This is a genomic window from Zafaria cholistanensis, from assembly GCF_008580665.1.
GTDB lineage: Bacteria > Actinomycetota > Actinomycetes > Actinomycetales > Micrococcaceae > Zafaria > Zafaria cholistanensis.
This window is the reverse complement of the sequence record NZ_BKDJ01000001.1, coordinates 188899-212776: the sequence shown is the minus strand read 5'-3', so window position 1 is coordinate 212776 and position 23878 is coordinate 188899. Positions and strand designations below refer to the sequence as shown.

General features: G+C 70.2%; 19 protein-coding genes. 7 read left to right on the top strand and 12 right to left on the bottom strand.

The genetic code is table 11. From position 1 onward, the window contains the following. Positions 1-27: 27 nt before the first annotated feature. On the top strand, positions 28-1170 hold the full coding sequence (locus NCCP_RS01095; RefSeq protein ID WP_149955246.1) for a glutamate--cysteine ligase: 1143 nt from the start codon (positions 28-30) through the stop codon (positions 1168-1170). Between the two features lie 58 nt (positions 1171-1228). Here NCCP_RS01095 and tsaD read toward each other — a convergent pair whose 3' ends face one another. Then, positions 1229-2305 (bottom strand): tRNA (adenosine(37)-N6)-threonylcarbamoyltransferase complex transferase subunit TsaD, encoded by a 1077-nt coding sequence (tsaD, locus tag NCCP_RS01090; protein ID WP_149955245.1) that lies wholly within the window; start codon positions 2303-2305, stop codon positions 1229-1231. A 195-nt stretch (positions 2306-2500) separates the two neighbouring features. Here tsaD and NCCP_RS01085 point away from each other — a divergent pair, with 195 nt between their 5' ends. Continuing rightward, entirely contained in the window at positions 2501-3670 is a 1170-nt protein-coding gene (locus NCCP_RS01085; protein ID WP_149955244.1) for a GGDEF domain-containing protein, read from the top strand. Here NCCP_RS01085 and NCCP_RS01080 read toward each other — a convergent pair. Both NCCP_RS01080 and NCCP_RS01075 read right to left on the bottom strand, forming a co-directional pair. After that, on the bottom strand, positions 3667-4782 hold the full coding sequence (locus tag NCCP_RS01080) for a fatty acid desaturase family protein (protein WP_225873631.1): 1116 nt from the start codon (positions 4780-4782) through the stop codon (positions 3667-3669). The genes NCCP_RS01085 and NCCP_RS01080 overlap by 4 nt on opposite strands. Before the next feature lie 389 nt (positions 4783-5171). After that, the gene (locus tag NCCP_RS01075) at positions 5172-6227 is read right to left on the bottom strand and encodes a ferredoxin reductase (RefSeq protein WP_149955242.1); all 1056 of its coding nucleotides are present in this window, start codon (positions 6225-6227) and stop codon (positions 5172-5174) included. A gap of 99 nt (positions 6228-6326) precedes the next feature. Here NCCP_RS01075 and NCCP_RS01070 point away from each other — a divergent pair, with 99 nt between their 5' ends. Next, entirely contained in the window at positions 6327-7715 is a 1389-nt protein-coding gene (locus NCCP_RS01070) for a PucR-like N-terminal domain-containing protein (RefSeq protein WP_225873601.1), read from the top strand. Positions 7716-7823: 108 nt separating this feature from the next. Here the strand turns inward: NCCP_RS01070 and rimI are convergent, their stop codons facing one another. Together rimI and tsaB are read right to left on the bottom strand one after the other, a co-directional pair. Further along, positions 7824-8297, bottom strand: coding sequence for a ribosomal protein S18-alanine N-acetyltransferase (gene rimI, locus NCCP_RS01065; RefSeq protein WP_149955241.1), 474 nt, complete (start codon positions 8295-8297; stop codon positions 7824-7826). An 11-nt stretch (positions 8298-8308) separates the two neighbouring features. Beyond that, positions 8309-8998 carry a tRNA (adenosine(37)-N6)-threonylcarbamoyltransferase complex dimerization subunit type 1 TsaB gene (gene tsaB / locus NCCP_RS01060; protein WP_149955240.1) on the bottom strand — a complete coding sequence of 230 codons (690 nt, stop codon included), beginning with the start codon at positions 8996-8998 and terminating at the stop codon, positions 8309-8311. A 190-nt stretch (positions 8999-9188) separates the two neighbouring features. Here tsaB and NCCP_RS01055 point away from each other — a divergent pair, with 190 nt between their 5' ends. Then, positions 9189-10946, top strand: a complete 1758-nt coding sequence (locus NCCP_RS01055; protein WP_149955239.1) for a sensor histidine kinase — start codon at positions 9189-9191, stop codon at positions 10944-10946. A 321-nt stretch (positions 10947-11267) separates the two neighbouring features. On the opposite strand, the gene NCCP_RS01050 is transcribed toward NCCP_RS01055, so the two are convergent. The 3 genes from NCCP_RS01050 to alr all read right to left on the bottom strand — a co-directional run bounded on the left by NCCP_RS01050 (position 11268) and on the right by alr (position 14148). Next, entirely contained in the window at positions 11268-12170 is a 903-nt protein-coding gene (locus tag NCCP_RS01050; protein ID WP_149955238.1) for a response regulator transcription factor, read from the bottom strand. Positions 12171-12434: 264 nt separating this feature from the next. After that, positions 12435-12968 (bottom strand): tRNA (adenosine(37)-N6)-threonylcarbamoyltransferase complex ATPase subunit type 1 TsaE, encoded by a 534-nt coding sequence (gene tsaE, locus NCCP_RS01045; RefSeq protein WP_149955237.1) that lies wholly within the window; start codon positions 12966-12968, stop codon positions 12435-12437. After that, positions 12958-14148: an alanine racemase gene (gene alr / locus NCCP_RS01040; RefSeq protein ID WP_149955236.1), complete on the bottom strand. Its 1191-nt coding sequence runs from the start codon at positions 14146-14148 to the stop codon at positions 12958-12960. Before alr ends, tsaE begins: the two co-directional genes overlap by 11 nt. Before the next feature lie 286 nt (positions 14149-14434). Here alr and NCCP_RS15395 point away from each other — a divergent pair, with 286 nt between their 5' ends. After that, positions 14435-14563, top strand: a complete 129-nt coding sequence (locus tag NCCP_RS15395; protein ID WP_263970108.1) for a hypothetical protein — start codon at positions 14435-14437, stop codon at positions 14561-14563. A 235-nt stretch (positions 14564-14798) separates the two neighbouring features. On the opposite strand, the gene NCCP_RS01035 is transcribed toward NCCP_RS15395, so the two are convergent. Together NCCP_RS01035 and rfbB are read right to left on the bottom strand one after the other, a co-directional pair. Beyond that, positions 14799-16286 carry a sugar nucleotide-binding protein gene (locus NCCP_RS01035; protein ID WP_414727690.1) on the bottom strand — a complete coding sequence of 496 codons (1488 nt, stop codon included), beginning with the start codon at positions 16284-16286 and terminating at the stop codon, positions 14799-14801. 29 nt (positions 16287-16315) lie between these two features. Continuing rightward, entirely contained in the window at positions 16316-17314 is a 999-nt protein-coding gene (gene rfbB / locus NCCP_RS01030; RefSeq protein WP_149955235.1) for a dTDP-glucose 4,6-dehydratase, read from the bottom strand. A gap of 55 nt (positions 17315-17369) precedes the next feature. Between rfbB and rfbA the strand changes: the two genes are divergently transcribed. Beyond that, positions 17370-18230 carry a glucose-1-phosphate thymidylyltransferase RfbA gene (gene rfbA, locus NCCP_RS01025; RefSeq protein ID WP_149955234.1) on the top strand — a complete coding sequence of 287 codons (861 nt, stop codon included), beginning with the start codon at positions 17370-17372 and terminating at the stop codon, positions 18228-18230. 198 nt (positions 18231-18428) lie between these two features. Then, positions 18429-19025 carry a hypothetical protein gene (locus NCCP_RS01020; protein WP_149955233.1) on the top strand — a complete coding sequence of 199 codons (597 nt, stop codon included), beginning with the start codon at positions 18429-18431 and terminating at the stop codon, positions 19023-19025. Here the strand turns inward: NCCP_RS01020 and NCCP_RS01015 are convergent. Then, positions 19006-21003, bottom strand: coding sequence for a glycosyltransferase family A protein (locus NCCP_RS01015; protein ID WP_149955232.1), 1998 nt, complete (start codon positions 21001-21003; stop codon positions 19006-19008). The genes NCCP_RS01020 and NCCP_RS01015 overlap by 20 nt on opposite strands. 54 nt (positions 21004-21057) lie before the next feature. Beyond that, positions 21058-23823 (bottom strand): glycosyltransferase, encoded by a 2766-nt coding sequence (locus NCCP_RS01010; protein ID WP_149955231.1) that lies wholly within the window; start codon positions 23821-23823, stop codon positions 21058-21060. Between the last annotated feature and the right edge of the window lie 55 nt (positions 23824-23878).

Here is a 23878-nt window from a genome sequence, read left to right as displayed (position 1 = left end):
GCCACCCCCAACCCCCTGGAGCTTGGATTGAAGATCGATTTTGCCCACTCCGGGCAGTCGTCCCTCGGCGTCGAGTGGGAGATCGCCCTGGTCGACCAGCGCACGGGGGACCTGCGCCCGGTGGCGGAGGACGTGCTGCGGGGGGTGCACGAACTCCACGGCGAACTGGACGCGGACGAGGAGCACCCGCACGTCAAGCAGGAGCTGCTGCTGAACACCATCGAGATCGTCACCGGTGTGTGCTCCACAGTGGCCGAGGCCAAGGAACAGCTGCGCTACAACCTCGCGGCCGTGCGCGATGTCACCGATCCGCTGGGGGTGGACCTGTACTGCGCCGGCTCCCACCCGTTCGCGCCGCCGAAGCTGCAGCAGGTCACGGACAAGGAGCGCTACGCCAAGCTGATTGACCGCACCCAGTGGTGGGGCCAGCAGATGGTGATCTACGGGGTGCACGTGCATGTGGGCCTGGACCGCTGCGCCAAGGCGCTGCCGGTGGTGGACGGACTGATCAACTACCAGCCGCACTTCCAGGCGCTCTCCGCCTCCAGCCCGTACTGGGGCGGCGAGGACACCGGCTACGCCAGCCAGCGCGCGCTGATGTTCCAGCAGCTGCCCACCGCCGGCATCCCCTACCACTTCGACACGTGGACGGCGTACGAGGGCTATGTGGCGGACATGCTGCACACCGGGGTCATCGACGACATCTCGGAGATCCGCTGGGACGTGCGCCCGGTGCCCCGCTTCGGAACCGTGGAGATGCGCATTCCGGACGGGATGTCCTCGCTGGCGGACGTCGGGGCGATCGCCGCGCTGACCCAGTGCCTGGTGGATGACATGTCCACCACCCTGGACAACGGCGGGAGCATCCCGGTCATGCCTCCGTGGTACCGCGTGGAGAACAAGTGGCGCGCGGCCCGGTACGGCATGGAGGCCATTATCATCCTCGACGCCGCCGGCAACGAGATGCTGGTGACCGAGCACCTCGAGCGGGAGCTGGACCGGCTGGAGCCGGTGGCCCGCCGGTTGGGCTGCGCGGAGGAACTCGCCGACGTGGAACGGATCATCAGGGGCGGGGCCGGATACCAGTGGCAGCGGGAGATTGCCGCGAAAAACGGCGGGGACCTGCGCGCCGTCGTGGCGGACAACGTGGCCCGCATGCGCTCGGTCTGAGGCGCCCCGCCCGGATGCTGTTCCCTCCCGGAAGGTCCTCCGGGGACCCTGCTGTGCCTCAGAGGGTGATGGCGGTGACCGGCTGGCCCGAGTCCGCGGCGAAGCGGAGGCCGCTGGGCCGGCCGCCGGCCATGACCACCTGAGCGGCCAGGGCCGCGACCATGGCCCCGTTGTCCGTGCACAGCCCCGGCCGGGGCACGCGCAGCGCGATTCCCGCGGAGGCGCAGCGCGCGGCCAGCAGTTCGCGCAGCCGGGAATTGGCGGCCACTCCCCCGCCCAGCAGCAGGGTGGACATTCCGTGCTCGCGGCAGGCCAGCACGGCCTTGGAGGTGACCACGTCCACGACGGCCTCCTGGAAGCTGGCCGCGATGTCCGCGACCGGGATCTCCTCGCCACGGGCCCGGTACTGCTCCACGCAGCGGGCGACGGCGGTTTTCAGCCCGGAGAAGGAGAAGTCGTAGCGGTGCCTGCCGGGGGCCTCCGCGGTGCCGGTGAACTTGGGCATGGTCAGCCCGCGCGGGAAGCGGATCGCCTTGGGGTTGCCGTCTTTGGCGATGCGGTCGATGACCGGTCCGCCCGGGTAGCCCAGCCCCAACAGGCGGGCGACCTTGTCATAGGCCTCCCCGGCCGCGTCGTCGATGGTGGCGCCCAGCAGGGTGACGTCGCTGGCCAGCGCGTCCACCTTGAGGATTTCGGTGTGGCCGCCGGAGACCAGCAGCGCTCCCAGGTTCTCCGGCAGGTCCCCGCCGTCGAGCACCCCGACGCCCACGTGCGCCACCAGGTGGTTGATCGCATAGAGGGGCTTGCCGGTGGCCAGGGCCAGGGCCTTGGCGGCGGCCACGCCGACCATCAGCGCCCCGGACAGGCCCGGGCCGGAGGTGACGGCCAGGGCGTCGACCTCCTCGAGCGTGACCCCGGCGGTGTCCAGCGCGGAGCGCAGGGTCGGCACGAACGCGTCCAGGTGCGCGCGCGAGGCGATCTCCGGGATGACCCCGCCGAAGCGCACGTGCTCCTCCATCGAAGAGGAGACCGCGTTGGCCAGCAGCTCGGTGCCGCGCACGATGCCGACGCCGGTCTCGTCGCAGGAGGATTCGATCCCAAGGACCAGGGGGGCGGTGGGCAGGGGGGCAGACATGTCCCCCAGTTTATCCCTCCCGCCACGCCGGCCTTGAGCCTGTCCCCCCGCCGCGCGGGCCCTGGGGCCCGCCGGGCCCGCGCGGCACGCCGCAGCCAATATGGCGGCCGCCACACGGAGCGCCGCCCGTCACCTGCAATAATTGCCTTCGGCCCTCGTCCGCCCGCCATTGGAAACAAGTAGAAACAGGTAAAAGTGGTGCTCGATACCCTCACCCTGCGGGTCGCCTTCGGCGCCGTGGCACTGACCCTGTTTCTGCTGTTCTACTTCGACACCTACCGCCGCACCCGCTCGGCCTACAGCTTCTGGTGGTCCGCCGCCATCGCCCTGTTCCTGGCCGGTTCCTCGGCCTACCTGCTGAACGGAACCATCCATCAGATATGGGCCAATCCGCTGGGAAACGTCCTGGCGGTGTTGGGGGCCGGAAGCGTCTGGGCCGGGGCGCGGTCGCTGCGAACCGTCGCGTCCGGAGCGACTACGGCCGGAACGTGGCACCTGACCGCCGGGGCGGCGGGCGTGGTGACCGTGGCGTCGGCCCTGGACACTCCCGCTACCAACAACTGGGCCGGGGGCGCCTGGTTCCTGGCCACGATGGCCCTGATGATCGGGCTGTCCTCGCTGGAGCTGTGGCGCCTGCCGTCGGGCTATACCCGGATCCAGCGGCCCATGGCCCTGGCGGCCGGAGCCGTGGCGGTCTACTACCTGGGCCGGTGCGTCGCCTTCATCATCGACGGACCCCGGGGGCAGGTCTTCCTCACCGTCTTCGGCTCTGCCCAGACCACGCTGCTGACCATGATGCTGCTGGTGGTGGTCTCCTTCAGCATGGCGGCCCTGAGCAACGAACAGGTGACCCGGGAACTGCGCACCCGGGCCATCCGGGACGGGCTGACGGGGCTGCTGAACCGCAGCGGCTTCATGGACCTCGCGGCGGAGGAAATGCGCCGGCTGGACGGGACCGGAACTCCCGGCGCGCTGGTGCTGGCCGACCTGGACCATTTCAAGGCCGTCAATGACCGGTACGGGCACGCCGCCGGTGACCAGTCGCTGCGCACCTTCGCCGCCGCCTGTGCCGCAACCATCCGCTCCACCGACCTGGTGGGCCGGTACGGCGGCGAGGAGTTCGTGCTGCTGCTGCCCGGTGCCGGAACCGTCCAGGCCGAGGTCGTCGCCCGGCAGATCAGCCGCAACCTCGAGGACCTGCAGGCCTCGGCGGACTTTCCCCTGCCCACCGTCAGCTACGGCATCGCGCCCCTCGACGGCGGCGACCTGAACGCGGTGATCGCGGCCGCCGACGTCGCGCTGTACCGGGCCAAGGCCCAGGGCCGCAACCGCGCCGTCCTGGCGGACCAGCCCCTGGCAGGCTAGCCCCTGGCAGGCTTGGCGCCGCCGGGCAGCGCCAGCCGGAAGATCTTGCCCCAGGTGGAGCCGACCTGCTTCAGGAGGGGTCCCTCGGTGTAGGGCAGCCCGTAGCGCCGGCAGAGGTCTTTGACTTGGGGGGCCACCTCCGCGTACCGGTTGGACGGCAGGTCCGGGAACAGGTGGTGCTCAATCTGGTGGGACAGGTTTCCGGTCATCAGGTGCATGGCCTTGGAACCGGAGATGTTCGCGGAGCCGATCATCTGGCGCACGTACCAGTCGCCCCGGGTCTCGCCTTCCACCATCTCCTCGCTGAACGTGTCCGTTCCCTCCGGGAAGTGCCCGCAGAAGATCACCGCGTGGGCCCACAGGTTGCGCACCGCGTTGGCCGTCAGCGTGCCCACCAGCGCCTGCTTGCCGGAGCCGGTGAGCATGGCCGCCGCCGGGGTGGCCGCGTAGTCCTTGGTGAACTGCTTGGCCGCCTTCAGCCCCAGCGCCTTGAGGTCGCTCTTCATGGCCTCCTTGGATTTCCGGCCCTTCTTGAAGTCCTCGAGTTCCAGGTCATAGATCGCGATTCCCCACTCGAAGAGCGGGGCCAGGATGGCGTTGTAGAGCGGGTTGCCCAGGTTCCCGGGCTTCCAGGGCTGGTCCGGGTCCATGCGCAGCAGGTTGTAGCCAATGTCGTTGTCCTTGCCCACCACGTTGGTCCAGCGGTGGTGCAGGTCGTTGTGGGTGTGCTGCCAGGCGCGCGCCGGGGTGACGAAGTCCCACTCCCAGGTGCTGGAGTGGATGTCCGGGTCGCGCATCCAGTCCCACTGGCCGTGCAAAACGTTGTGCCCGATCTCCATGTTCTCGAGGATCTTGGCCAGGGACAGCATGGCGGTGCCGGCGACCCAGGCCACCTTGTTCCGGCTGCCCAGCAGGGCCGCGCGCCCGCCGATCTCCAGCACGCGCTGGGCGCGGATCACGCGGCGGATGTACGCGGCATCGGCCGCCCCGCGCTTGGCCAGGACGGCGTCGCGGATGGCGTCGAGCTCGCGTCCGATCTCCGCGACCTGCTCATCGGAGAGGTGCGCGGCGGCCGGCGGGCGCACCAGCGGGCGTCCTTCGGTGGCCAGCATGCCCGGGCGCGTCCTGGCGGAGGAAGTGGCGGCGGGGGGCACGACGGCGGCGGGCGCGGCACCTGCCGCGGCGGCGTCGGGAGCGGCTTCCGTTGCCGGAACCCAGGACGTGGCACCGGGGGCGCCGGTGGTCGCGTGCGGGGTGCCGGTGCTGGGGTGGTTCGCGGTTGCTGTCATGCAGTGCTTCTCCTGGGGTGGCGGGGCGGCGGGTACGGTTCGCCGTTTGGGTCTGAAGTGGGGGTAACAGCCGGGGCCGGCTGGCTGGTGTTCGGCGGCCGGAAATCCGGTGGCCTGGAATCCAGCGTTTGCGGCTCCGGTGGAAGGTCCTGGAAATAGTGTGGGGATATGGGGGCGGAAACGGGAAGGGACCTGCGCGGCGTCCGGACCGCTCAGAGGCCCAGGCTGACGGGTCCGGCCGCGGCCGAGACGCAGGTCTGGATCAGCTCTCCCGGTTCCCCGTGTACCTCGCCGGAGCGCAGGTCGCGGACCTGGCCGGACCGCAGGGGAATCAGGCAGCTGTGGCAGATGCCCATGCGGCAGCCGCTGGGGACCAGGAGCCCGGCGTCCTCGCCGACCTCCATCAACGGCACGTCACCGGGGGCCTCGACCTCGCGGTCGGAGAGTTCGAAGGTGACCACGCCGCCGTCCTGCCCGGCTCCGCCGGCGAACGTGGTGTCGAAGCGCTCGATGCTCAGCCCCGCGCCGTTCGCTTCGGCCTGCCACAGCGCCTCCGCGGCGCCCACGAACCCGTCCGGTCCGCAGGCGTAGGCGGCACGCTGGCGCCAGTCGGGGCAGATGGCCTCCACCGCGGCGGGGGTGGAGAGGTCCAGCCGTCCGTCCGTGGCGGTGAAGCGCTGAATGAGGCGCAGGTTGGGGAACTGGTCGGCCAGTTCGGCCAGCTCCTCGCGGAAGAGGCTGGACTCGGGCGTGCGGGCCGAGTGGATGAGCACCACGTCCGCGTCGCGGCGGCGCGGAACCAGGGTGCGGATCATTGACATGACCGGGGTGATGCCGCTGCCGGCGGTGAGCATCAGCAGCGGGCGGGGGTGCTCGGGCAGGGTGAAATCGCCCTGTGGCGGGGCCAGGAACAGCACGTCGCCGGGCCGGGTGTCGCGGACCAGGGCCTCCGAGACGGCGCCCACGGCGGTGACGGTGATGGCCGGGTCCTCGCCGGCGGCGGCGCTGAGGGAGTAGCTGCGCCAGTGGCGCACGCCGTCCAGCTCGACGCCGATGCGGGCCCACTGGCCGGCTTCGTGGGCCTTCCAGCCGCGCCCGGGGCGGAAGTGGATGGTGGCCGAATCGGCCGTTTCGGCCTCGACCCGGGTCACTACGCCGCGCAGCTGGCGCGTCGAGTGGATGGGGTTGAGCAGTGCGAGGAAATCCTCGGGGGCTAGCGGGGTGGTGAACAGGGATGCGGCTTGTGCCAGCTTACGGAGCCGGATCATGTTTCTACGGTACGCGCAAAAAGCCCGAAATTCTTCCGGGCGGGACATACGATTGTGCTGAGAAAACTATTGCGGGACAACAAAAGGTCGTGGAGGGCCATGGAAACGGCGGGAAACGGCACACCCCAACACGGCGCAACGGAGCACGTCGCGGGGGAAAACGCCGCGGGTCAGGACGCGGTTCAGGACGCGGGCCGGCAGGAGGCGGCAGCCCGGGACACACCGTCCCGCAATAAAACGGAGCACCCGGAACCGGCCGCCTCCGGCGGAGCTCCGGCCGGAGGGGAAGCTGACGACGCGGCCCGGGCACGGGGCGAATTCCCCCTGGACCCGCCCTGGCTGCAGCTTCCCCCGGAGGTTGGGGAGCTGCTGCGGCCCATGCTGCCCGGGGTGGTCCAGGCCCTCATCGATGCCATCCCGCTCATGGTGCCGGCCTATGCCCGGCCCATCGAGGGCCGGTTTGGGCGCGGGGTGCGCAGGGGCACCACGGTGGCCCTGGAGCGCTTCCTGCAGCTTCCGGGCACCCGCCTGCCCGCGCTGAATGAGGAGAGCCGCACGCTGGTGGCCGGGCTCGGCAGCGGGGAGTTCCGGCAGGGCCGTTCCATGGACGCGCTGCTGGGGGCCTACCGCGCCGGGGCCCGGGTGACGTTCCGCGAGTTGTCCAAGGCCTCGGTGGAGCACCAGCTGGGCATGTCGGTGGTGGTGAACCTGGGCGAGTCGATCCTGGCCTACGTCGATGAGCTCTCGGCGGTGAGCGCCGCGGCCTATGCCTTCGCCCAGTCCGAACGGGCCGGGGAGACGGACCGCCGGCGCACCCAACTGCTTGAACTGCTGCTGCTGGGCCAGGGGGACGAGGCCGCGGTGCGCCAGGCCGCGGCCATGGCGGACTGGTCCCTTCCCTCCCGGCTGGCCGTGGTGACCCTGCCGGTGGAGAAAGCGGAGGGGCTGCGGCTGGCGCTGGGCCCGGGCGCCCTGGTGGTGGAGCGCGAGACCGACGTCGTGGCCCTGGTCCCGGCGGAAAAGTCCAAGCGGGCCCGCGCCGCGCTGGCCCAGGCGCTGCGCGGCCGCCGGGCCTCGGTGGGTCCGGGCGGCGGGTGGGAACGGATCCCGGATTCGCTGCGCCTGGCGGTGCTGGCCGCGTCGGTGCTGCCCCCGCGGGACGGCGAGGCCGCTCCCCCGATCTGGGCTGACGAGCACCTGGCCGAGGTGGTGCTGGGCACGGAACCCTCGGCGCTGGCCGAGCTTGCGGCGCGCAGGCTGGCGCCGATGGAGGGGCTGCGCCCGGCCCAGCGGGAGCGGCTGGCCGAGACGCTGCACTCCTGGCTGCGGCATTGGGGCCAGCGCACCCCGATCGCCGGGGAGCTGGGGGTGCACCCGCAGACTATCGGCTACCGCACGGCACAGCTGCGCGACCTGTTCGGGGAGGACCTGGAGGATCCGCAGGTGCGGTTCGAGCTGGAGCTGGTGCTCAACGCCGGGCACCGGTAGGCGCGGGAAGTGCGCCTCCCGGGCAGTGCATCCGCCCAGCAGCGCATCCGCGGCCCCGGGCGGCGGGGCCCGGCACGGCGGGCACACCAGGCCGCCGGCTGTGGGACACTACGCGCCGGGCTGGTCCCGCAGCACCTTGCGCATGATCAGGGCGTCCACCCCGTCGCGGTAGTAGCGCCGGCGGACATGGATCTGTTCGAATCCATGGCGCAGGTACAGATCCCGGGCGCGCGGGTTGTCCGCACGGACCTCCAGCAGCACGTCCTCCGCCCCGCGCCGGCGGGCCTCTTCGATCAGCCCGGCCAGCAGTGCGGAACCGATCCCCCGGCCCTCGCAGGCCGGAACGACGGCGATGGTCTGCACGTCCGCCAGCGGCAGCACGCACATCATCCCGCAGTAGCCGACGATCTCCCCGCCCGATTCGGCCACCCAATACAGGCGAGTGTCCGTCTGGGAGAGCTCGTCGTAAAACATCTGCTCCGGCCACGCGTCGACCGGAAACAGCCGGCGCTCCAGTTCCCAGACCGCCGGAATGTCGGCGGTGGTCATCTGCCGGATGGCCACGCCGGCACCGTTCACCATGCCGGCACCGTTCACGGAGTGTGCCCCTGCATGGCGGCGGGGACCTTCGCGTCGGATTCGCGCAGGTACAGCGGGGTGGTGCCCAGCAGCTGCCCGCCGCGCGCGAGCTGCCGCAGCGCCGCGGCGCCCAGCGAGGCGGCGGTGGGCTGGCGGTCGCGGAAGCGTTCGACGGCGGCGGCGCCGGACTGCGCCAGCCGGTCCGCATAGAGCCCGGCCCCGGCCCCGTACACGGGTCCGGCGGGCAGGCTTCCGGGGACCGAGACGCGCGGCCCCTCGGCCAGCGAGCCGTCCGCGCCGTAGCGGGCCCAGTAGAGTTCCCTGCGCCGGGCGTCGATGGCCACGGTGAACCCCTCCGCCGGAACCTCCCCGGCGGCCAGCACGTCCCAGGCGATCGCGTCCAGGCTCATGGCGCCGTCCACCGGCACGTTCCAGGCGAACCCGAGGGTGCGGGCGGTGGCAATGCCCACCCGCAGGCCGGTGAACGGGCCGGGTCCGACGCCGGCGACGATCCGGTCCAGGCCCGTCCCGGCCACGCCGGCTTCGGTCAGGAGCCCCTGGATCGCCGGGGCCAGGACCTCGGCGTGGGTGTTGGTTTCGGTGGAGGCGAAGGAGGCGAGGACCTCGGCGGCACCGTCCGTGCGCGTGCTGCGCAGGAGCGCCGCGGAGGCGATGGCTGAGGTGTCGATGGCCAGGATAAGCACCCTGACATCCTAGTCCGCCACGGCCGGTGCGCTCACGCCGGCTCCCGCCCCTCGCCGCATAACGTCCAGCCGGCTCCCGCCCCTCGCTTCGCTCGGCGCGGGGCCCTCGCCGCCTAAACTTGGGTTCGGCGGTCCGCGTCCATCCGGGTCCCCGCATCCACCCCTGCTGTCCCAAGGCGGTTCCCCTCCGATGCAGATCCCCCTGCTTCGGGCCCTGATCGGCCCGGTGCCCTTCCATGAGCTGTCAACGGCCCAAAAAGTCAATCTGAGCCAGCTGCCGATGACCTTCGCCGTCCCCGTGGTGGTGGCCCTGGCCTTTTCCATCAATCCGGAGGCGGCGTTGGCGGACCCGCTGTTCCTGGCCGGGGCTGCCGGGGTCCTGCTCATCTCCACCGCTACCGCCCTTGTCCCCTGGGACGACTTCCCGCCGCGCGCGTACCTGGTTGTTCCTCTGTTGGACCTGGTGGCCATCTTTTTCATCTGCCTTGGCGGGTACTCCATCTTCTTTGCGCTGCCGTTCCTTTCGGGACTGCCGATCTTCTGGCTGGCGTGGTCCGGACTGATGCCCCGCACCACCCTGGTGGTGTCCGTCCTGGCCCCGCTGTGCATGTTCTGGGGCCAGGCCCTGCGTGCAGGCGGCCCGGTGGACAGCCGCATCCTGGGCCGCCCGCTGGTGATTCCCTTCATGATGCTCATCCTGGCGCTGGTGGTCATCGCCATGGAAAACAGCACCACCAGCCAAAACAGGAAGCTCCAGGAGGCGTACGCGGCCAGCCGCCGCCAGGAAAAGCTGCTCAATGCCGTGCTCAACGCCGCCAACGTCGGGGTGGTTGTTTTCGACGCGGCGGGGAAGGTGGTCCTGACCAACGAGCTGCAGCAGCGGATCCACCTCAGCAGCCTCAAGCCCGGCTGTGGGCCGGAGCGGGAAATCAACCTGGCGCTTTACGGGGCGGACCCGCAGGGACGCCCCGCGGCCCATGAAATGCCGGAGAAACTCCGCCCCCTCAGCCGGGCCCGCGCCGGCGAGGAGTTCTCCGACGAACTGCTCTGGGCCGGCCCCCCGGAGGGGGCCCGGCAGGCGCTCAGTGCCTCGGCGCGGCGCCTGCTGGATGACCGGAACCAGGCAGCGGGCGGCGTACTGGTCTTCAAGCAGGTCACCGACCTGGTGGAGGCGCTGCACGCCAAGGACGACTTTCTCTCCAACGTCAGCCATGAGCTGCGCACCCCGCTGACCTCCATCATCGGCTACCTGGAACTGCTTGAGGATGAACCGGACCTGCCGGCCTCCGCCCGGTCCAGCCTGAAGGTGGTCAGCCGCAACGCCGAGCGCCTGGACCGGCTGGTGGATGACCTCCTGACGGCCGCTGCGGACCGCCTGGAGGTGCGGGCGCAGCCGCTGGACCTGGGCCGGGTAGTGGCCAGCTGCGTCCGTTCCGCACTGCCGCGCGCAGCAGCCGGACGCCTGGTCCTGAATCAGGACATCGCGCCAGGAGTCCAGGTCATGGGCGATCCGATCCGGCTGGGCCAGGTGATGGACAACCTCATCTCCAACGCCATCAAGTACACCCCGGAGGGAGGCCGGATCGATGTGGCCCTGCGGGTGGACCGGGACGGGGACGGCACCCCTTCCGCGGTCGCCACGGTCGCGGACACCGGCATCGGCATGGACGAACCGGAGCGCGAACGCCTGTTTGACCGGTTCTTCCGGGCGCAGGGGGTGCGCCGAGCGGCCATCGCCGGCGTCGGGCTGGGCCTGCCGATCACTGAAGAACTGGTGAAGGCCCACGGCGGGGAGGTCACGGTGGACAGCGAGCCCGGGGTGGGCAGCACGTTTACGGTGCGGCTGCCGCTGCTGCCGCCAGCCCCTACGGGAATCGCCGGGCAACCAGAGAAGGCAGGGCAGGCAGAGAAGGCCGGACACGCAGATGAGGCCGGACAGGAGGAGTAGCCCGCCCGGGCCCCGCCCGGTTGCATCCCCCAAGACTGCAACCGCGGCGCCCCCAGGGACCTGGCCGGGCAACGCAGGGGCGGCAATCCGCCCCGCGTACCGTGCCGGCGTCGGGCTGCATGCCTCATGGAAGCCCTCTACGCCGGAGTACCCATCATCTCCCTTGGACTTCAGGATCCGCTCCGGATTTGGCGCAAAAAACCCTCAGCTTTCGCGCACCCCGCCGGCGGGGGCACCCCCGGCCGGGCTGTCGAGGGAATATCCGGAGGCCGCCCTGAGCGGACAGTGGCTAGTCGACCGGCAGCTGGTGACCGGCAGAGCCTAGTGGACCGGCGCCGCCCGGTAGCCAACCCCGCGCACGGTCTCGATCCAGCGCGGTTCCCTGGTCCGGTCGCCCAGCTTTCGGCGCAGGTTGCCCACGTGCACCTCCACGGCCCGCTCGTCGGCAGGCATCACCAGCGTTCCGGAGTCGAAGCTCTCGCCCCTCAGGAACCGGGCCAGATCGGCCTTGGAGCGCACCAGGCGCCCCCCGGCGAGCAGCACATGCAGGAGCAGGAATTCGGAAGGGGTCAGCACCACCGCCGCCCCGTCCACCGAGACCGAATACTCGCAGGGGTTCAGCACCAGCCCGTTCAGCTCCAGCATCTGGGGCTGGTCCACCGGGATGGTGTCTGGAAGCGGAACCGGTCCCAGCGGGGACACCGGAACCACCGGCGGGGCCGAACCGGGTGAGGAAAAACCCGGTGCGGGAAAACTCGGTGAGGAACCCGGGCCCAGTGGAGAAACGGAGTTCAGCGGCGACACCGGCTCCAGCGGCGGAACGGGACCCAGCGGCGGAGCCGAACCCCGCTTTTTGCGCCGGCGCATCATGGCCTCGACGTGGGCGCGCAGCTCCCGGGGGCGGAATGGCTTGGTCATGTAAAGGTCGGCGCCGATTTCCAGCGCCTGCACCGCGTCGATCTCGTCGCTGCGGGCGGTGAGCACCACAATGTGGACGTCCATGTTCCGCAGCCGGACGCGGCGGACCACCTCGAAGCCGTCGATGTCCGGCAGGCCCACGTCGAGGGTCACCAGGTCGGGTGCGTGCGCCTGCACCAGTGCGACCCCTTCCCAGCCGGTCTTGGCCACGTGGACCTCGAACCCGGACTGGGCCAGGACCGCCGCCAGGAGCACGCGGATGTCAGCGTCGTCCTCCACCACCACGGCGATGCGACGTTCATCCATGATCCACCTCCGCCCGGGCGCGCGCCCTGCCTGGGGACACTTTATTAAGCGCTTCTTCCCTCCCGCTGAAACTCCGCCTTGAAGCGGTAACACTCTTGTCATCTACACCTATAGGGATTTTCCGCGCGCGGCCCCCTGGCCCGCAAGGCAAAGGGAGCCTGGTTGGGGGAAATTCCGTACCGTGTTCCGTACCGTGTGCCCCGCGCGGGGGCCCGGCCGTGGGAAGAGGCGCCTCTAGGGGACCGGCCCCGGAAAGACGCGCCACTAGGAACCGAACGGCCGCACGGCGGCCCAGCGCGGGCCGTAGGCCTCGATGCGGATGGTGCGCGGGTCCGCCTCGCCGGTTTCGTCGAAGTCGAACACCAGGTCCTCCCCGGCGTGCGCGCCGGTGGCACGCAGCAGGGTGACCTCCAGCCGCGAGTCGCTGAGCTGTTCCACTTTCCCGCGGCCCCATTCGACCACGGTCACGGAGGTGGCCAGCGTCGACTCCAGGTCAATGTCCTCCAGCTCCCCGGCGGAGTCCAGCCGGTAGGCGTCCACGTGCACCAGGTCCGGCCCGCCCACCAGGGACGGATGGATCCGCACCAGCACGAACGTCGGGGAGATGATTCCGGGCCGCACGCCCAGTCCTTCCCCGAGGCCCTGCGTGAAGGTGGTCTTGCCGGCGCCCAGTTCGCCGGAGAGCACCAGAAGGTCCCCGGCCTGCAGCCCGGCACCCAGCCGGGCCGCCAGGGTCCGGGTGGCGTCGGCGTCGTCCGTACGGACCTCGGCCGTCCACACGGCCTGCTCACTCGCCATGTTCGCCCCAGCTGCCTTCCACGTAGTGGCGCGGCACGCGTCCGGAGATGCGCGTGACCATCTCATAGTTGATGGTGCCCGCGGAGGCGGCCCACGCCTCTGCGGCGGGCCCGCCGTCGCCGAACAGCACCGCCTCGGCGCCAATCAGGTCCGCGGGGTCGGCGTCCTCGCCCATGTCCACCACAAACTGGTCCATGGCCACGCGGCCGCTGCTGCGCCGCAGCACTCCGGCGATCAGCACCGGCGCGGCCTGGGCGGTGCGCGGGATGCCGTCGGCGTACCCGAGCGGGACCAGCGCCACGGTGGTGGGGCCCGCGGTGCGGTAGGTCAGCCCGTAGGAGATGCCCTGGCCGGCGGGCACGCGCTTGGCGTTGGCCACCCTGGCCACCAGCCGCATGGCCGGGCGCAGCCCCAGGTCCGCGGAGGTCTGGTCCGCGAACGGGCTCAGCCCGTACATGCCCAGCCCCAGCCGGACCAGGTCAAAGTGCGCGTCCGGGCGGGAGAGGATGGCCGGGGTGTTGGCGGTGTGGCGGACCTCCAGGCCAAAGCCGGCCTCCTCCGCCAGGGCGACGGCGGCGCGGAACGCGGCGAGCTGTTCGTCGGTTTCGGGGCGTTCGGGTTCGTCGGCGACGGCCAGGTGGGAGAACACGCCCACCACGCGCAGCACGCCTTCCTCCTGGTAGGCGGCGGCTGCGGCCAGCAGTTCCCGCCAGCCCTCGGGGGTGCATCCGTTGCGGCCCAAGCCGGTGTCGATCTTCAGGTGCACGCGGGCCGGCTGCGCCGCGGTGCGCGCGGCGGCCGCAATGTGGTCCAAATCCCAGCCGGAGACGCCCAGGTCGATGTTGGCGGCGATCGCCTCCGCGAAGGGGGTGTCGGTGGTGTGCAGCCAGGCCAGCACCGGCGCGGTGATTCCGGCGGCGCGAAGCTCCAGCGCCTCCGTGGCGTGCGCGGTGCCCAGCCAGGTGGCACCGGCCTCCAGGGCTGCCTTGGCGACCGGGAGGGCGCCGTGCCCGTAGCCGTCGGCCTTGACCACGGCCATGATTTGCGCCGGCGCGGCGAGCTCGGCGATGCGGCGCACGTTGTGGCGGATGGCTGAGAGGTCAATCACCGCGCGCCGTTCCCAGCGTTGCTCGGTAGGGAGGACGACGGCGGCGGAATTCGGCTCGGTCTCGATACTCACCCGTCCATTGTCCCAGACCGGGCCAGCCGCTTTGGCGACGCCCCACTGCCCCGGGGGCCCGCGCCGCCTCCGTTCCGGGAGGCGGCGCGCCCGCCTGCTTTGCGCCGGGCCTGCGCCACCCCTGCGTTAGTCTTGCGCTACAGGTGTCCAAGGGCACAAGATGGACAAGATTTCACTACGGCTTGACATCCACTATAGTTTTCTGCGACGCGGACGCAGGATGTGGAAATTGGCCTTCGCGGATAATGCATGAGAGACATTGACCAATTTATTGGGGGGACCAGAAATGCAACAGGACCGCTATCTGCTGGCCGAACGGCGCAAGGCCCGGAACAAGATGCTGGGAACCGTGGGCGTGATTCTCCTGGCCCTGGGCACGGCCGCCTGCGTGGCCTACGCAATGCTGTACGTCTAGAAACGGCGCTGTACGTCTAGAAACGGCGTCTCTGGGACCGGAGGCGGGCAGCCCCGGGTGGGGGGAACACCTGGGGCTGACCCACGCCAAAGCGGAACCAGTGCAGAGCTGACTGAGACCAAAGACGGCGGGACCGGCCCCTCAAGGGGCCGGTCCCGCCGTTTTTGCGTCCGCCGCAGGTGCCTCAGCGGTGCAGGTACCTCGGCCCTGCAGGTACCTCAGCGCTTCAGGTACCTCAGCGCTGCAGATATTCGCGCAGGCGCACCAGTTGGTCCTCGGGTTCGAACCCGGTGGACCGGATCTTGGACAGGTCCAGGACGCTGTTGGCCGGCCGCGGCGCTGCCTGTTTCCCGGCGAAGTACTCGGCGGTGCTGACCCCGGTGACGGCGGCGGGGTCGTGGCCGGTGGCCGCGTAGACCTCCGCGGCAATCCGGGCCCAGCTCATTGGTTCGCCCGCGTTGGTCAGGTTGTAGGTGCCGTAGGGGGCGCCGGTGTCCAGCAGGTGCCGGATGCCCTCGGCCAGGTCCCGGGTGAAGGTCAGCCGGCCCACCTGGTCATCGACCACGGAGGGGGAAATCCCGCGCCCGGCCAGGGAGGCCATGGTGGCCACGAAGTTCGCCCCCTCCCCCACCACCCAGCTGGTGCGCAGGATGTAGTGCTTTGGCAGGACGGAGACGATCGCGTCCGCGGCGGCCTTGGTCTGCCCGTAGACACCCAGGGGCGCCACCGGTTCGGTCTCCGCGCGCCCGGCTCCAAAACCAGCACCGTCGCCTGCACCGGCATCGGGCCCGCCGTCGAACACGTAGTCGGAGGACACATGGACCAGGACCAGCCGGTGTTCCAGGCAGGCGCGGGCCAGCGCGGCCACCCCGGTCACGTTGGCGGCCCATGCGTCGCGCCGGCCCTGCCCGGTTTCGGCGGCGTCCACGGCGGTGTGCGCGGCGGCGTTGATGACCGTTCCGTAGCCGCTCCAGTCGAACGCGGCCACCGCGGCCGGATCGGCCAGGTCCAGCTCGGCGCGCGTGGCGAACACCACTGAACTGTTACCGCTACCGTTGCCGCCGCCGTCGTACGCGGCGCGCAGCGCCCGCCCCAGCTGGCCGTTGGCGCCCAGGACCAGCGTCTTACAGGGGGGCATCGGAACCACCGCGTCCAGCCGCGGGTGGGCCCGGTCCTTGTCTGACAGCTCGGCGCGTTCCAGCGGGATCGGCCAGTCGATGGCCGCGGTCTCGTCGGCCAGGTTCAGGAAGGTGTACTGGGCCTGCGCGTCGGCGGACCAGTGGTCGTTGACCAGGTAGGAGTACGCGGTTCCGTCCTCCAGGGTCTGGAAGGCGTTGCCCACGCCCCGTGGGACGAACACCGCCCTGGACGGATCCAGCTCCGCGGTGAACACGGTCCCAAAGGTGGGCCCTTCGCGCAGGTCCACCCAGGCGCCGAAGATCCGGCCGGTGGCGACGGAGACAAACTTGTCCCACGGTTCGGCATGGATTCCGCGCGTGGTGCCGGCGGAGGCGTTGAAGGACACGTTGTTCTGCACCGGGCCGAAGTCCGGCAGTCCGGCGGCGAGCATCTTTTCCCGCTGCCAGTTCTCCTTGAACCAGCCGCGGTTGTCCCCGTGCACCGGCAGGTCCACCACCAGCAGGCCCGGGATCGGGCCCGGCTCGGTGACGGCGAGCGGCCGGGCGAAGCCGATGCCGGCGGCCGCTTCCGCCGCCGGGATCACCGCCTGCTGCCCGCTCGCCGCCTGCCCGGTCACTGCCCGCTCCGTGCGTACTTGGCTTCGGTGGCGGCCTTGGCCGGGCGCCACCAGTCCTCGTTGTCACGGTACCAGCCGATGGTCGCGGCCAGCCCGGAGTCGAAGTCCCGGTACTGCGGCGCCCACCCCAGTTCGGTGCGCAGCTTGGCCGAATCGATCGCGTAGCGCAGGTCATGCCCGGGCCGGTCGGTGACATGGTCGTACGCCTGGGGATCCTCCCCCATCAGGGACAGGATGGTCTCCACCACGGACTTGTTGTCCTTCTCCCCGTCGGCCCCCACCAGGTACGTCTCCCCGATCCGGCCCCGGGTGAGGATGGTCCACACCGCGGAGGAATGGTCATTGGCGTGGATCCAGTCCCGCACGTTCAGCCCCGCCCCGTACAGGCGCGGGCGGATTCCGTCGATCACGTTGGTGATCTGGCGCGGAATGAACTTCTCCACGTGCTGGTACGGACCGTAGTTGTTGGAGCAGTTGCTGATGGTCGCCTCCAGCCCGAACGAGCGCACCCACGCCCGCACCAGGAGGTCGGATCCGGCCTTCGTCGAGGAGTACGGGCTGGAAGGGTTGTACGGGGTGGACTCGGTGAACCGCTGCGGATCATCGAGCTCCAGGTCCCCATAGACCTCATCCGTGGAAATGTGGTGGTAGCGGACGCCGTGCCGCCGCGCGGCCTCGATCAGCGTGTAGGTGCCCAGGATGTTGGTGTCCACAAACGGGCGCGGACCGGCCAGCGAGTTGTCATTGTGGGACTCCGCCGCATAGTGCACCACCGCGTCCGCGCTGGCTACCAGCGCGTCCACCACCTCGGCGTCGCACACGTCCCCCACCACCAGCGACACCCGGTCCGCCGGCAGCCCCGCCAGCGACGCGGTGTTGCCCGCGTACGTCAGCTTGTCCAGCACCACAACGTCCGAATCGGTATTCCCGATCAGGAAATGAACAAAGTTTGACCCGATGAATCCGGCTCCCCCGGTGACCAGAATTTTCCCCATAAAAAGCGATGCTAATGTCTTCCCTTTTCGAATAACAGGGGTCAGGATGGGCCGCATGCGAGGAATTGTTCTGGCTGGGGGAACCGGATCACGTCTTCACCCCATCACCCTTGGAATCAGCAAGCAGCTTGTGCCCGTCTATGACAAGCCGATGATCTACTACCCGCTGTCCACGTTGATGCTGGCCGGGATCAGGGACATCCTGATCATCACCACGCCGCAGGACCAGGACCAGTTCCAGCGGCTGCTGGGGGACGGCAGCCAGTGGGGCATCAACCTGACCTACCGGACCCAGCCCACCCCGGACGGGCTGGCGCAGGCGTTCGTGATCGGGGCGGACCACATCGGCACGGAGGGCGCCGCCCTGGTGCTGGGAGACAACATCTTCCACGGCCCCGGGCTGGGCCGGCAGCTGCGCAAGCTGACCCGCGGTGAGGGCGCCACCGTGTTCGGCTACCACGTGGCGGACCCGACCGCCTACGGCGTGGTGGAGTTCGACGCCGAGGGGCGCGCGGTCTCTCTGGAGGAGAAGCCGGCCGTCCCGAAGAGCAACTACGCGGTGCCGGGGCTGTATTTCTATGACAACGACGTGGTGGAGATCGCCCGCAACCTCAAGCCCTCCGCCCGCGGGGAGCTGGAGATCACCGATGTGAACCGCACCTACCTGGAGGCCGGCAGGCTGAACGTGCAGGTGCTGCGCCGCGGGACCGCCTGGCTGGACACCGGCACCTTCGAGACCCTGAACGACGCCGGCATCTACATCCGCACCATCGAGGCGCGGCAGGGCCAGAAGATTGGCGTGCCGGAGGAGATTGCCTGGCGGTACGGGTTCATCAATGACGCGCAGCTGTGTGCGCTGGCGGACAAGCTGGGCAAGAGCGGCTACGGCCAGTACCTGCTGGGGCTGCTCGGCTAAACCGCTTAGCTGCCCGGTTGCTCAGCTGAGCAGCTCAGCTGCTCTGTTTTCCGTCAGGCTGCCCGGAAAACCACCCTTCCGCCTCCGGAGTGCCGCTGCCCTCCGCGCGATTGCCGCCGGGATAGGATCGCCGGAAACCGGAACATGCATTGATTCAAACTGCAAAGGGTGGGGACTTCATTGGATCTATTGGGTGGCGTGAGCCTCGATAATCTGCGCACGCTGTCCTGGGTGGTGCCCACCGTCCTTCTGCTGGCGGCAGGCCTCGTATCTTGGCGCACGCTCCATTGGTCTGCGGTGGGTTCCGTTTTGCTCTTCGCAGCCCTCAACGTCGCAGCCGGGATCTACATCCTGAACCATTTGGGCGATCCGCGCTGGTCCGCAGGCGGGGAACCGCCGCTGAGCGCTCCCTCGTTTTCTGAGACGCCCATGGTGGGACAGTTCCTGGAACCCCTGGACGCCGCCCTGAACGCCGTGGTCGGTCAGGTGAACGCCTTCCTGGCCTTCCAGCAGGGACTTTCCGTCGCCATGGAGTTCCTGGCCATCTCCGGCTGGGCCCTGCTGGCGGCCTTCCCGCTGGCCCTTTTGGCAGTGATTATCAGCTACATCAACGCCCAGCGCCGCGCTGCGGACTTCAAGAAATACCGTGCCACCGTGGACCTGCTCCAGGAGGAACTCGCGGAGCTCAAGCGGCAGATCTCGGCAGGGAACTTCGTCCCCGCGGCGCTGCCCGCCGGAAACCAGGTCAGGGATGCGCGGGCAGAACCCCAGGGCGTTACTCCCCCGGGGGCTTGAACAGGACCGCGCTCCAGCGGTCCTCGAAACGCATCCGCGCCTCGGTGAGGTCCACGCCCGTGGGGGCGGAAATCTCCACCCGGGCGCTCCCGCCCTCGCCCACCAGTTGGGCCGGGTAGGTGGTTTTGCCTGCCCCGCCCGCGCCATCCGCCAGGACACTGCGCCTTCCGGAGGCCTTCGCTGCCCATGCGCCCACGCCGGCGCCGCTGGCGACCGGTTCCACCGGCTTCGCCTCGACGCTGCCGTGCAGGCGGGTCTGCCCCACCACATGGACGGCGGGAAGGCGTAGCACCAACGGTTCCCCCGGCACCGGGCTGGGGACCAGGTCCTGGCGGCGGGGCCGGGCGGAGCCGACCACCGTGCGGGCGAAGGAACCCACATCCAGCGCCAGTGCTCCACCCTGGGTCCGGTAGGGGTTCGCCGAGCGGCCGTTCACCAGTGCCGGCCGCCCCGGGTCCCAGCCGGTGCGCACCCGGTGGGTGGCTCCGTACCCCAGCCCGGTGATCCGCACGAAGATGTCCCACACCCCGGCATCGAGCCGGGTCCCGAAGGCGGCCGCCTCCGGATCCAGTTGGAACACCGCCTCGGCGCGCACGGCGAGCGCGGGGCCCAGCCGGCTTGCGTCCACCCTGCTGCGGCCCGGCAGTACCCAGTCGACGTCGGTCTCGCGGCTCCGGATAACCGGCTCCACCGAGGCCGCAGCCGGGTAGTGGGCCAGCACCTCTTCGGGTACGCCGGCGATGATGCTCTCCGGAAGCCGCCGGAAGAGCGCCCCCGCCAGCGGATCCGGATCCGCGGCGTGCCTTCCCACGGGCCCCTCCCCGGCCGCTTCAGTGCCGGCGCCGGCTTCGGTGTTGGTTCCGGTGCCGGTGCTGGTGCTGGTGCCGGTCCGGCGGGTGAACAGCAGCGGCGCGCCGGCGCCTTCGAGCAGGGTGGCGTCCACGGCCACCTGCAGGACTCCCCCGCTCCAGTGCACATCCCGCACCTCGGGAGCTACCCGGATGCCGGCGTCCAGGCGGGAAAGCTCCAGCAGCCGCTCGTACAGTCCGCGGCGTAAAAGGTAGGAGCGCAGCCGCTCGGGGGGCTGCAGGCCGGCGTCGATCCGTTCGGGGAAGTGCTCCAGCAGTTGGGTGAACCGGGCGGTGAAGCGCTCGCGGTCCGCGTCCGAGTAAGCGCAGTACCCTCCGGCGAGGCGTTCCAGGATCCGGCTGCGGTACCAGCGCAGCAGCAGCACGTCCCTGCGCGGGTCCGTATCCGGCAGGGCCAGGACCGGGCGCAGCGACTCTTCGAAGGAGCGCCAGTAGACCTCGAAGTCGTACCCGGCCTTGTGGCTGTTGCCGGCGTGGATACTCCAGCGGTAGCACGGGTAGTCCGCCAGCACCCCCACGGCCTGCGTGGCGCACCAGGCCATCGCGTTGAAGCTGTAGTCCTCCAGCCGGATGCGCCCTTCCGGGAAGCGGATCCCGTGATCGGCCAGGAACGCCCGCCGGTAGAGCTTGTGCGGGGTGATGCACTGGACGGCGGCCTCATCCAACCCGGCCAGCGGGGCTGCGTTGGCCCGCCACGCGTGCCACCCGGGCGAGGACCACCCCTGCACCACTTCTTTGGGGTGGAGCACGTCCAGTCCCGCGCCCTCGGCGAAGCGGACCATCCGTTCCAGGGCCTCCGGGAACAGGTAGTCGTCGTGGTCGCAGTAGAAGACGTAGCGGCCCCGGGCGGCGTCGGTGCCGACGTTGCGCGGCCGGCCGGGCCAGCCGGAGTTCGGGATCTGCAGCACCCGCAGGTAGGGGCGGGTGGCGGCCAGCGCCTCCAGCCGGGCGTGGGTGCCGTCGGTGGAGCCGTCATCCACGAAGACCGCCTCCCACTGCTCCACGGGCAGGGTCTGGGCATCGAGGGAGGCCACCAGGAGACCCAGCTCCGGCGGCGAGTTGTAGGTGGCGACGATGACGCTGACCAGGACCTCCGTGCCGTTCCCCATGGGCTGCTCCCTTCCCCCTCGCGTAGCCCTTCCAGCAACTGGTTCTTGCCGCAGTTAGCCCTCCAGCAGCCTGCCGTCCTCCACCACCGGGTTCCCGGCCACCCCAATGGCCCGGTAGAACTCCTCCATGGCGCGGTCGTTGTAGGCGGCCGGGTCGAACTCGGCCGGCGCCACCTTCCCGTCCAGGAAAGCCAGCAGCCCGGCGGCCAGGGCGTCGTCGTCGCGCTCCACCACCAGTCCCTGCCCGGGCGGCACCGCCGACTCGACGGACCCAAACGCGGTGGTCACCACCGGCAGGCCCAGCACCATGGCCTCGAGGATCACCATCGGCAGGCCCTCGTAGTCGCTGGAGAGGACAAAGCAGTCCGCCGCCTCCATCACCAGGTACGGGTTGGCCAGCTGCCCGGTGAAGCTCACGCACCGGTCCAGGCGCAGGTCGCTGGCCAGCTGGCGCAGGTCCTTCTCCAGCGGGCCGCTACCGATGACCAGCAGCCGGGTCTTGGGCCGGGTGGCGTGGACCTGGGCGAAGGCCCGCAACAACCGGGCCTGGTTCTTCTCCGGGGAGAGCCGGCCCACGGTGACGAAGGTCTGCACCCCGTCCTGGTGCCCCTCCGGGAAGAAGGCGTCCAGGGTGCGCTGGTGCCCCAGCTCGGCATCGATGGTGGCGTCCGTGTAGATCCTGCGCAGCGTGCGCATGATGTAGCTGAGGTCGCGGGAGCCGGAGCCGTAGAGCTCGGCGAAGGCGGCATCCGCGCCGGGCAGCGGGGTGCGTTCGGTGGAGACCATCGCCTGCAGCCGGCGGTAGGCCAGCGAGTTGCGGGCGGAGACAAAGGAGTGCGCCGGTGCGTACTCGGCCAGGTTGGTCGCGTTGACCCGGGCCAGGCCCGGGGAAACGGAGACGATCGCGTCAAAGGAGCGGTAGGTGGCGAACAGGCTCATCAGGTGGGCGCGGTGGGGCTGTTTGCCGTTAATGACCTTGCCGGCCTCGGCGAAAAGGTCATTGTGCGCCCAGATGGAGTGCTTGCGGGCCTTCCCGCGCAGCAGCACCAGGGACCAGAACGGGGAGTAGCCGGAGAAGTCCACGATGTAGTCGAACCGGCTCTGCCCGAAGCACCGGGTCCATTCGGTGTCCCAGATGGGCTGGGCACCGGCCCGGAAATCGGCGCCCGGGGCGGGTCCGTGGTCCAGCGTGCGCCGGTACCGGAACCGGTCGGCCAGGCCCAGGATGGGTCCTCCCGCGCGCGGGAAGAGCCTTACGTTGGGGTTGATCCGCAGCGCGTTGGCGGCCCGGTCCGCATGGCTGGAGTAGCTGTACCAGACGGAGACATCGAACTTCTCGTGGTCGATGTTCTCCATCAGGTTCAGGAAGGAGGTGGTGATGCCGTTGGAGACCAGCCCGCCGGCATAGACCAGCAGCTTCTGCCGCCCGTCCGAGTGATCGCGCAGCAGGTGGCGCTCCTCCAGGCCCGCGCCTTGGGCGCTGGGTCCCTGCGCGCTGGATCCCTGTGCGCTGCGCTTTTCCAGGTCCGGGCGTGCCCCGCTGGGCAACCGGGCTTCCTGCCCGAAGACCGCCTCCACCACGCGTTCGGTGGCCTTGCCGTCGTCGTCCGGGACGTAGTCCCGCACGTCCTGGCCGTACTGCCGGCGCCAGGGCTCCGGCACCTCCAGCCCGCCGTCGGACTGCCGCACGCAGCCGGCCAGGTGCGCGGCCAGGTCCGGCAGGGTTCGGGCCACGGGCCCGGGCAGCGAGTCGGGGTTGCGGTAGAGGCCGCGGCCTTCGGCGTAGTCTTCCCAGTCGGGAGTGTAGAAGAGGATGGGGCGGCCGGTGGCCAGGAAGTCGTAGAAGATGCTGGAGTAGTCGGTGACCAGCACGTCGGTGATCCCTAAGACCCGGTTGGCGGGGACCGCGTTGGGCACCAGATAGCCCTCCAGCCCCGGGGTCTGGCGGGCCGCGGCGTAGACCACCTGGTGGATTTTCAGCAGGACGCGGAAGCGGGTGGTGTCGATCCGCTCCTCCAGGGCGCGCACGGTGTGCAGGAGCCGGGCGGCGTCATTGGCCGGGTTGTAGAAGGAATCCCCCTTCCAGGTGGGGGCGTAGAGGATGATTCTGCGGCCGTCCTCCGCGATGCCGGCCGCGGCCAGGCGGGTCCACAGGTCCGCCCGGGCGGGTGCGTCCGGCCACTGGTGGTCGATGCGCGGGTAGCCGGCCTGAATGATGGTGCCCTCGAAGATGTTCCGCAGCTTGTAGCCGGCGTAGTACATCTGCTCGGTGGTGAACGGGTTTGGGGAGAGCAGGTAGTCCGCCTGGACAAAGTTGCGGATGATGTTGCGGGTGTCCGGCCCGCCGTCCGGGACGTGGTAGCCCATCGCCTTCAGCGGGGTGCCGTGCCAGGTGTTCAGGTAGACCTGGCCGGGGCGCTTGGCAAAGGTCCACGGGAAGGTGGAGTTGTTCACCAGGTACTGCGCCTCCGCCATCGCCTCCAGGTAGGCGGCGCTGCCGGTTTCGACGAAGGACACCCGGGGATCCTCCGCGAACTCGGCCACCGTCCCCGCGTGTTCCTCCAGCGAGGACAGCGCCCAGACGTGGCGCAGGTGCCGGTACTGCGGGTCCCCCAACAGGTGCCGGAAGATCGCCTCCGGGTTGCAGAGCATCCCGTTGCCGGAGAACGATTCGTACAGCACCGTCCCGGTGCGGACGGGTGCGCTGCGGGCCCGGGCGTAGCGCTCGGCCGTAGCCAGCCGGCGGGCGCGCTCCGCCTGTTTGGCCAGGACCTTGTACTGCCCGGACTCTTTCAGGTGCTCGACGCTGAACTTCCCCATGCAGAGCGTTTCCCCTTTGTCCCCCACCGGAGGCCGCGCCCCAGGCGGGGCGCGG

Coding starts and splice junctions, on each gene's coding strand:
- tsaD (WP_149955245.1), bottom strand. CDS start 2,305: ATGTCTGCCCCCCTGCCCACCGCCCCCCTGGTCCTTGGGATCGAATCC.
- NCCP_RS01080 (WP_225873631.1), bottom strand. CDS start 4,782: ATGCTGGCCACCGAAGGACGCCCGCTGGTGCGCCCGCCGGCCGCCGCG.
- NCCP_RS01075 (WP_149955242.1), bottom strand. CDS start 6,227: ATGATCCGGCTCCGTAAGCTGGCACAAGCCGCATCCCTGTTCACCACC.
- NCCP_RS01070 (WP_225873601.1), top strand. CDS start 6,327: ATGGAAACGGCGGGAAACGGCACACCCCAACACGGCGCAACGGAGCAC.
- rimI (WP_149955241.1), bottom strand. CDS start 8,297: ATGGTGAACGGTGCCGGCGTGGCCATCCGGCAGATGACCACCGCCGAC.
- NCCP_RS01055 (WP_149955239.1), top strand. CDS start 9,189: ATGCAGATCCCCCTGCTTCGGGCCCTGATCGGCCCGGTGCCCTTCCAT.
- NCCP_RS01050 (WP_149955238.1), bottom strand. CDS start 12,170: ATGGATGAACGTCGCATCGCCGTGGTGGTGGAGGACGACGCTGACATC.
- tsaE (WP_149955237.1), bottom strand. CDS start 12,968: ATGGCGAGTGAGCAGGCCGTGTGGACGGCCGAGGTCCGTACGGACGAC.
- NCCP_RS15395 (WP_263970108.1), top strand. CDS start 14,435: ATGCAACAGGACCGCTATCTGCTGGCCGAACGGCGCAAGGCCCGGAAC.
- rfbB (WP_149955235.1), bottom strand. CDS start 17,314: ATGGGGAAAATTCTGGTCACCGGGGGAGCCGGATTCATCGGGTCAAAC.
- rfbA (WP_149955234.1), top strand. CDS start 17,370: ATGCGAGGAATTGTTCTGGCTGGGGGAACCGGATCACGTCTTCACCCC.
- NCCP_RS01015 (WP_149955232.1), bottom strand. CDS start 21,003: ATGGGGAACGGCACGGAGGTCCTGGTCAGCGTCATCGTCGCCACCTAC.
- NCCP_RS01010 (WP_149955231.1), bottom strand. CDS start 23,823: ATGGGGAAGTTCAGCGTCGAGCACCTGAAAGAGTCCGGGCAGTACAAG.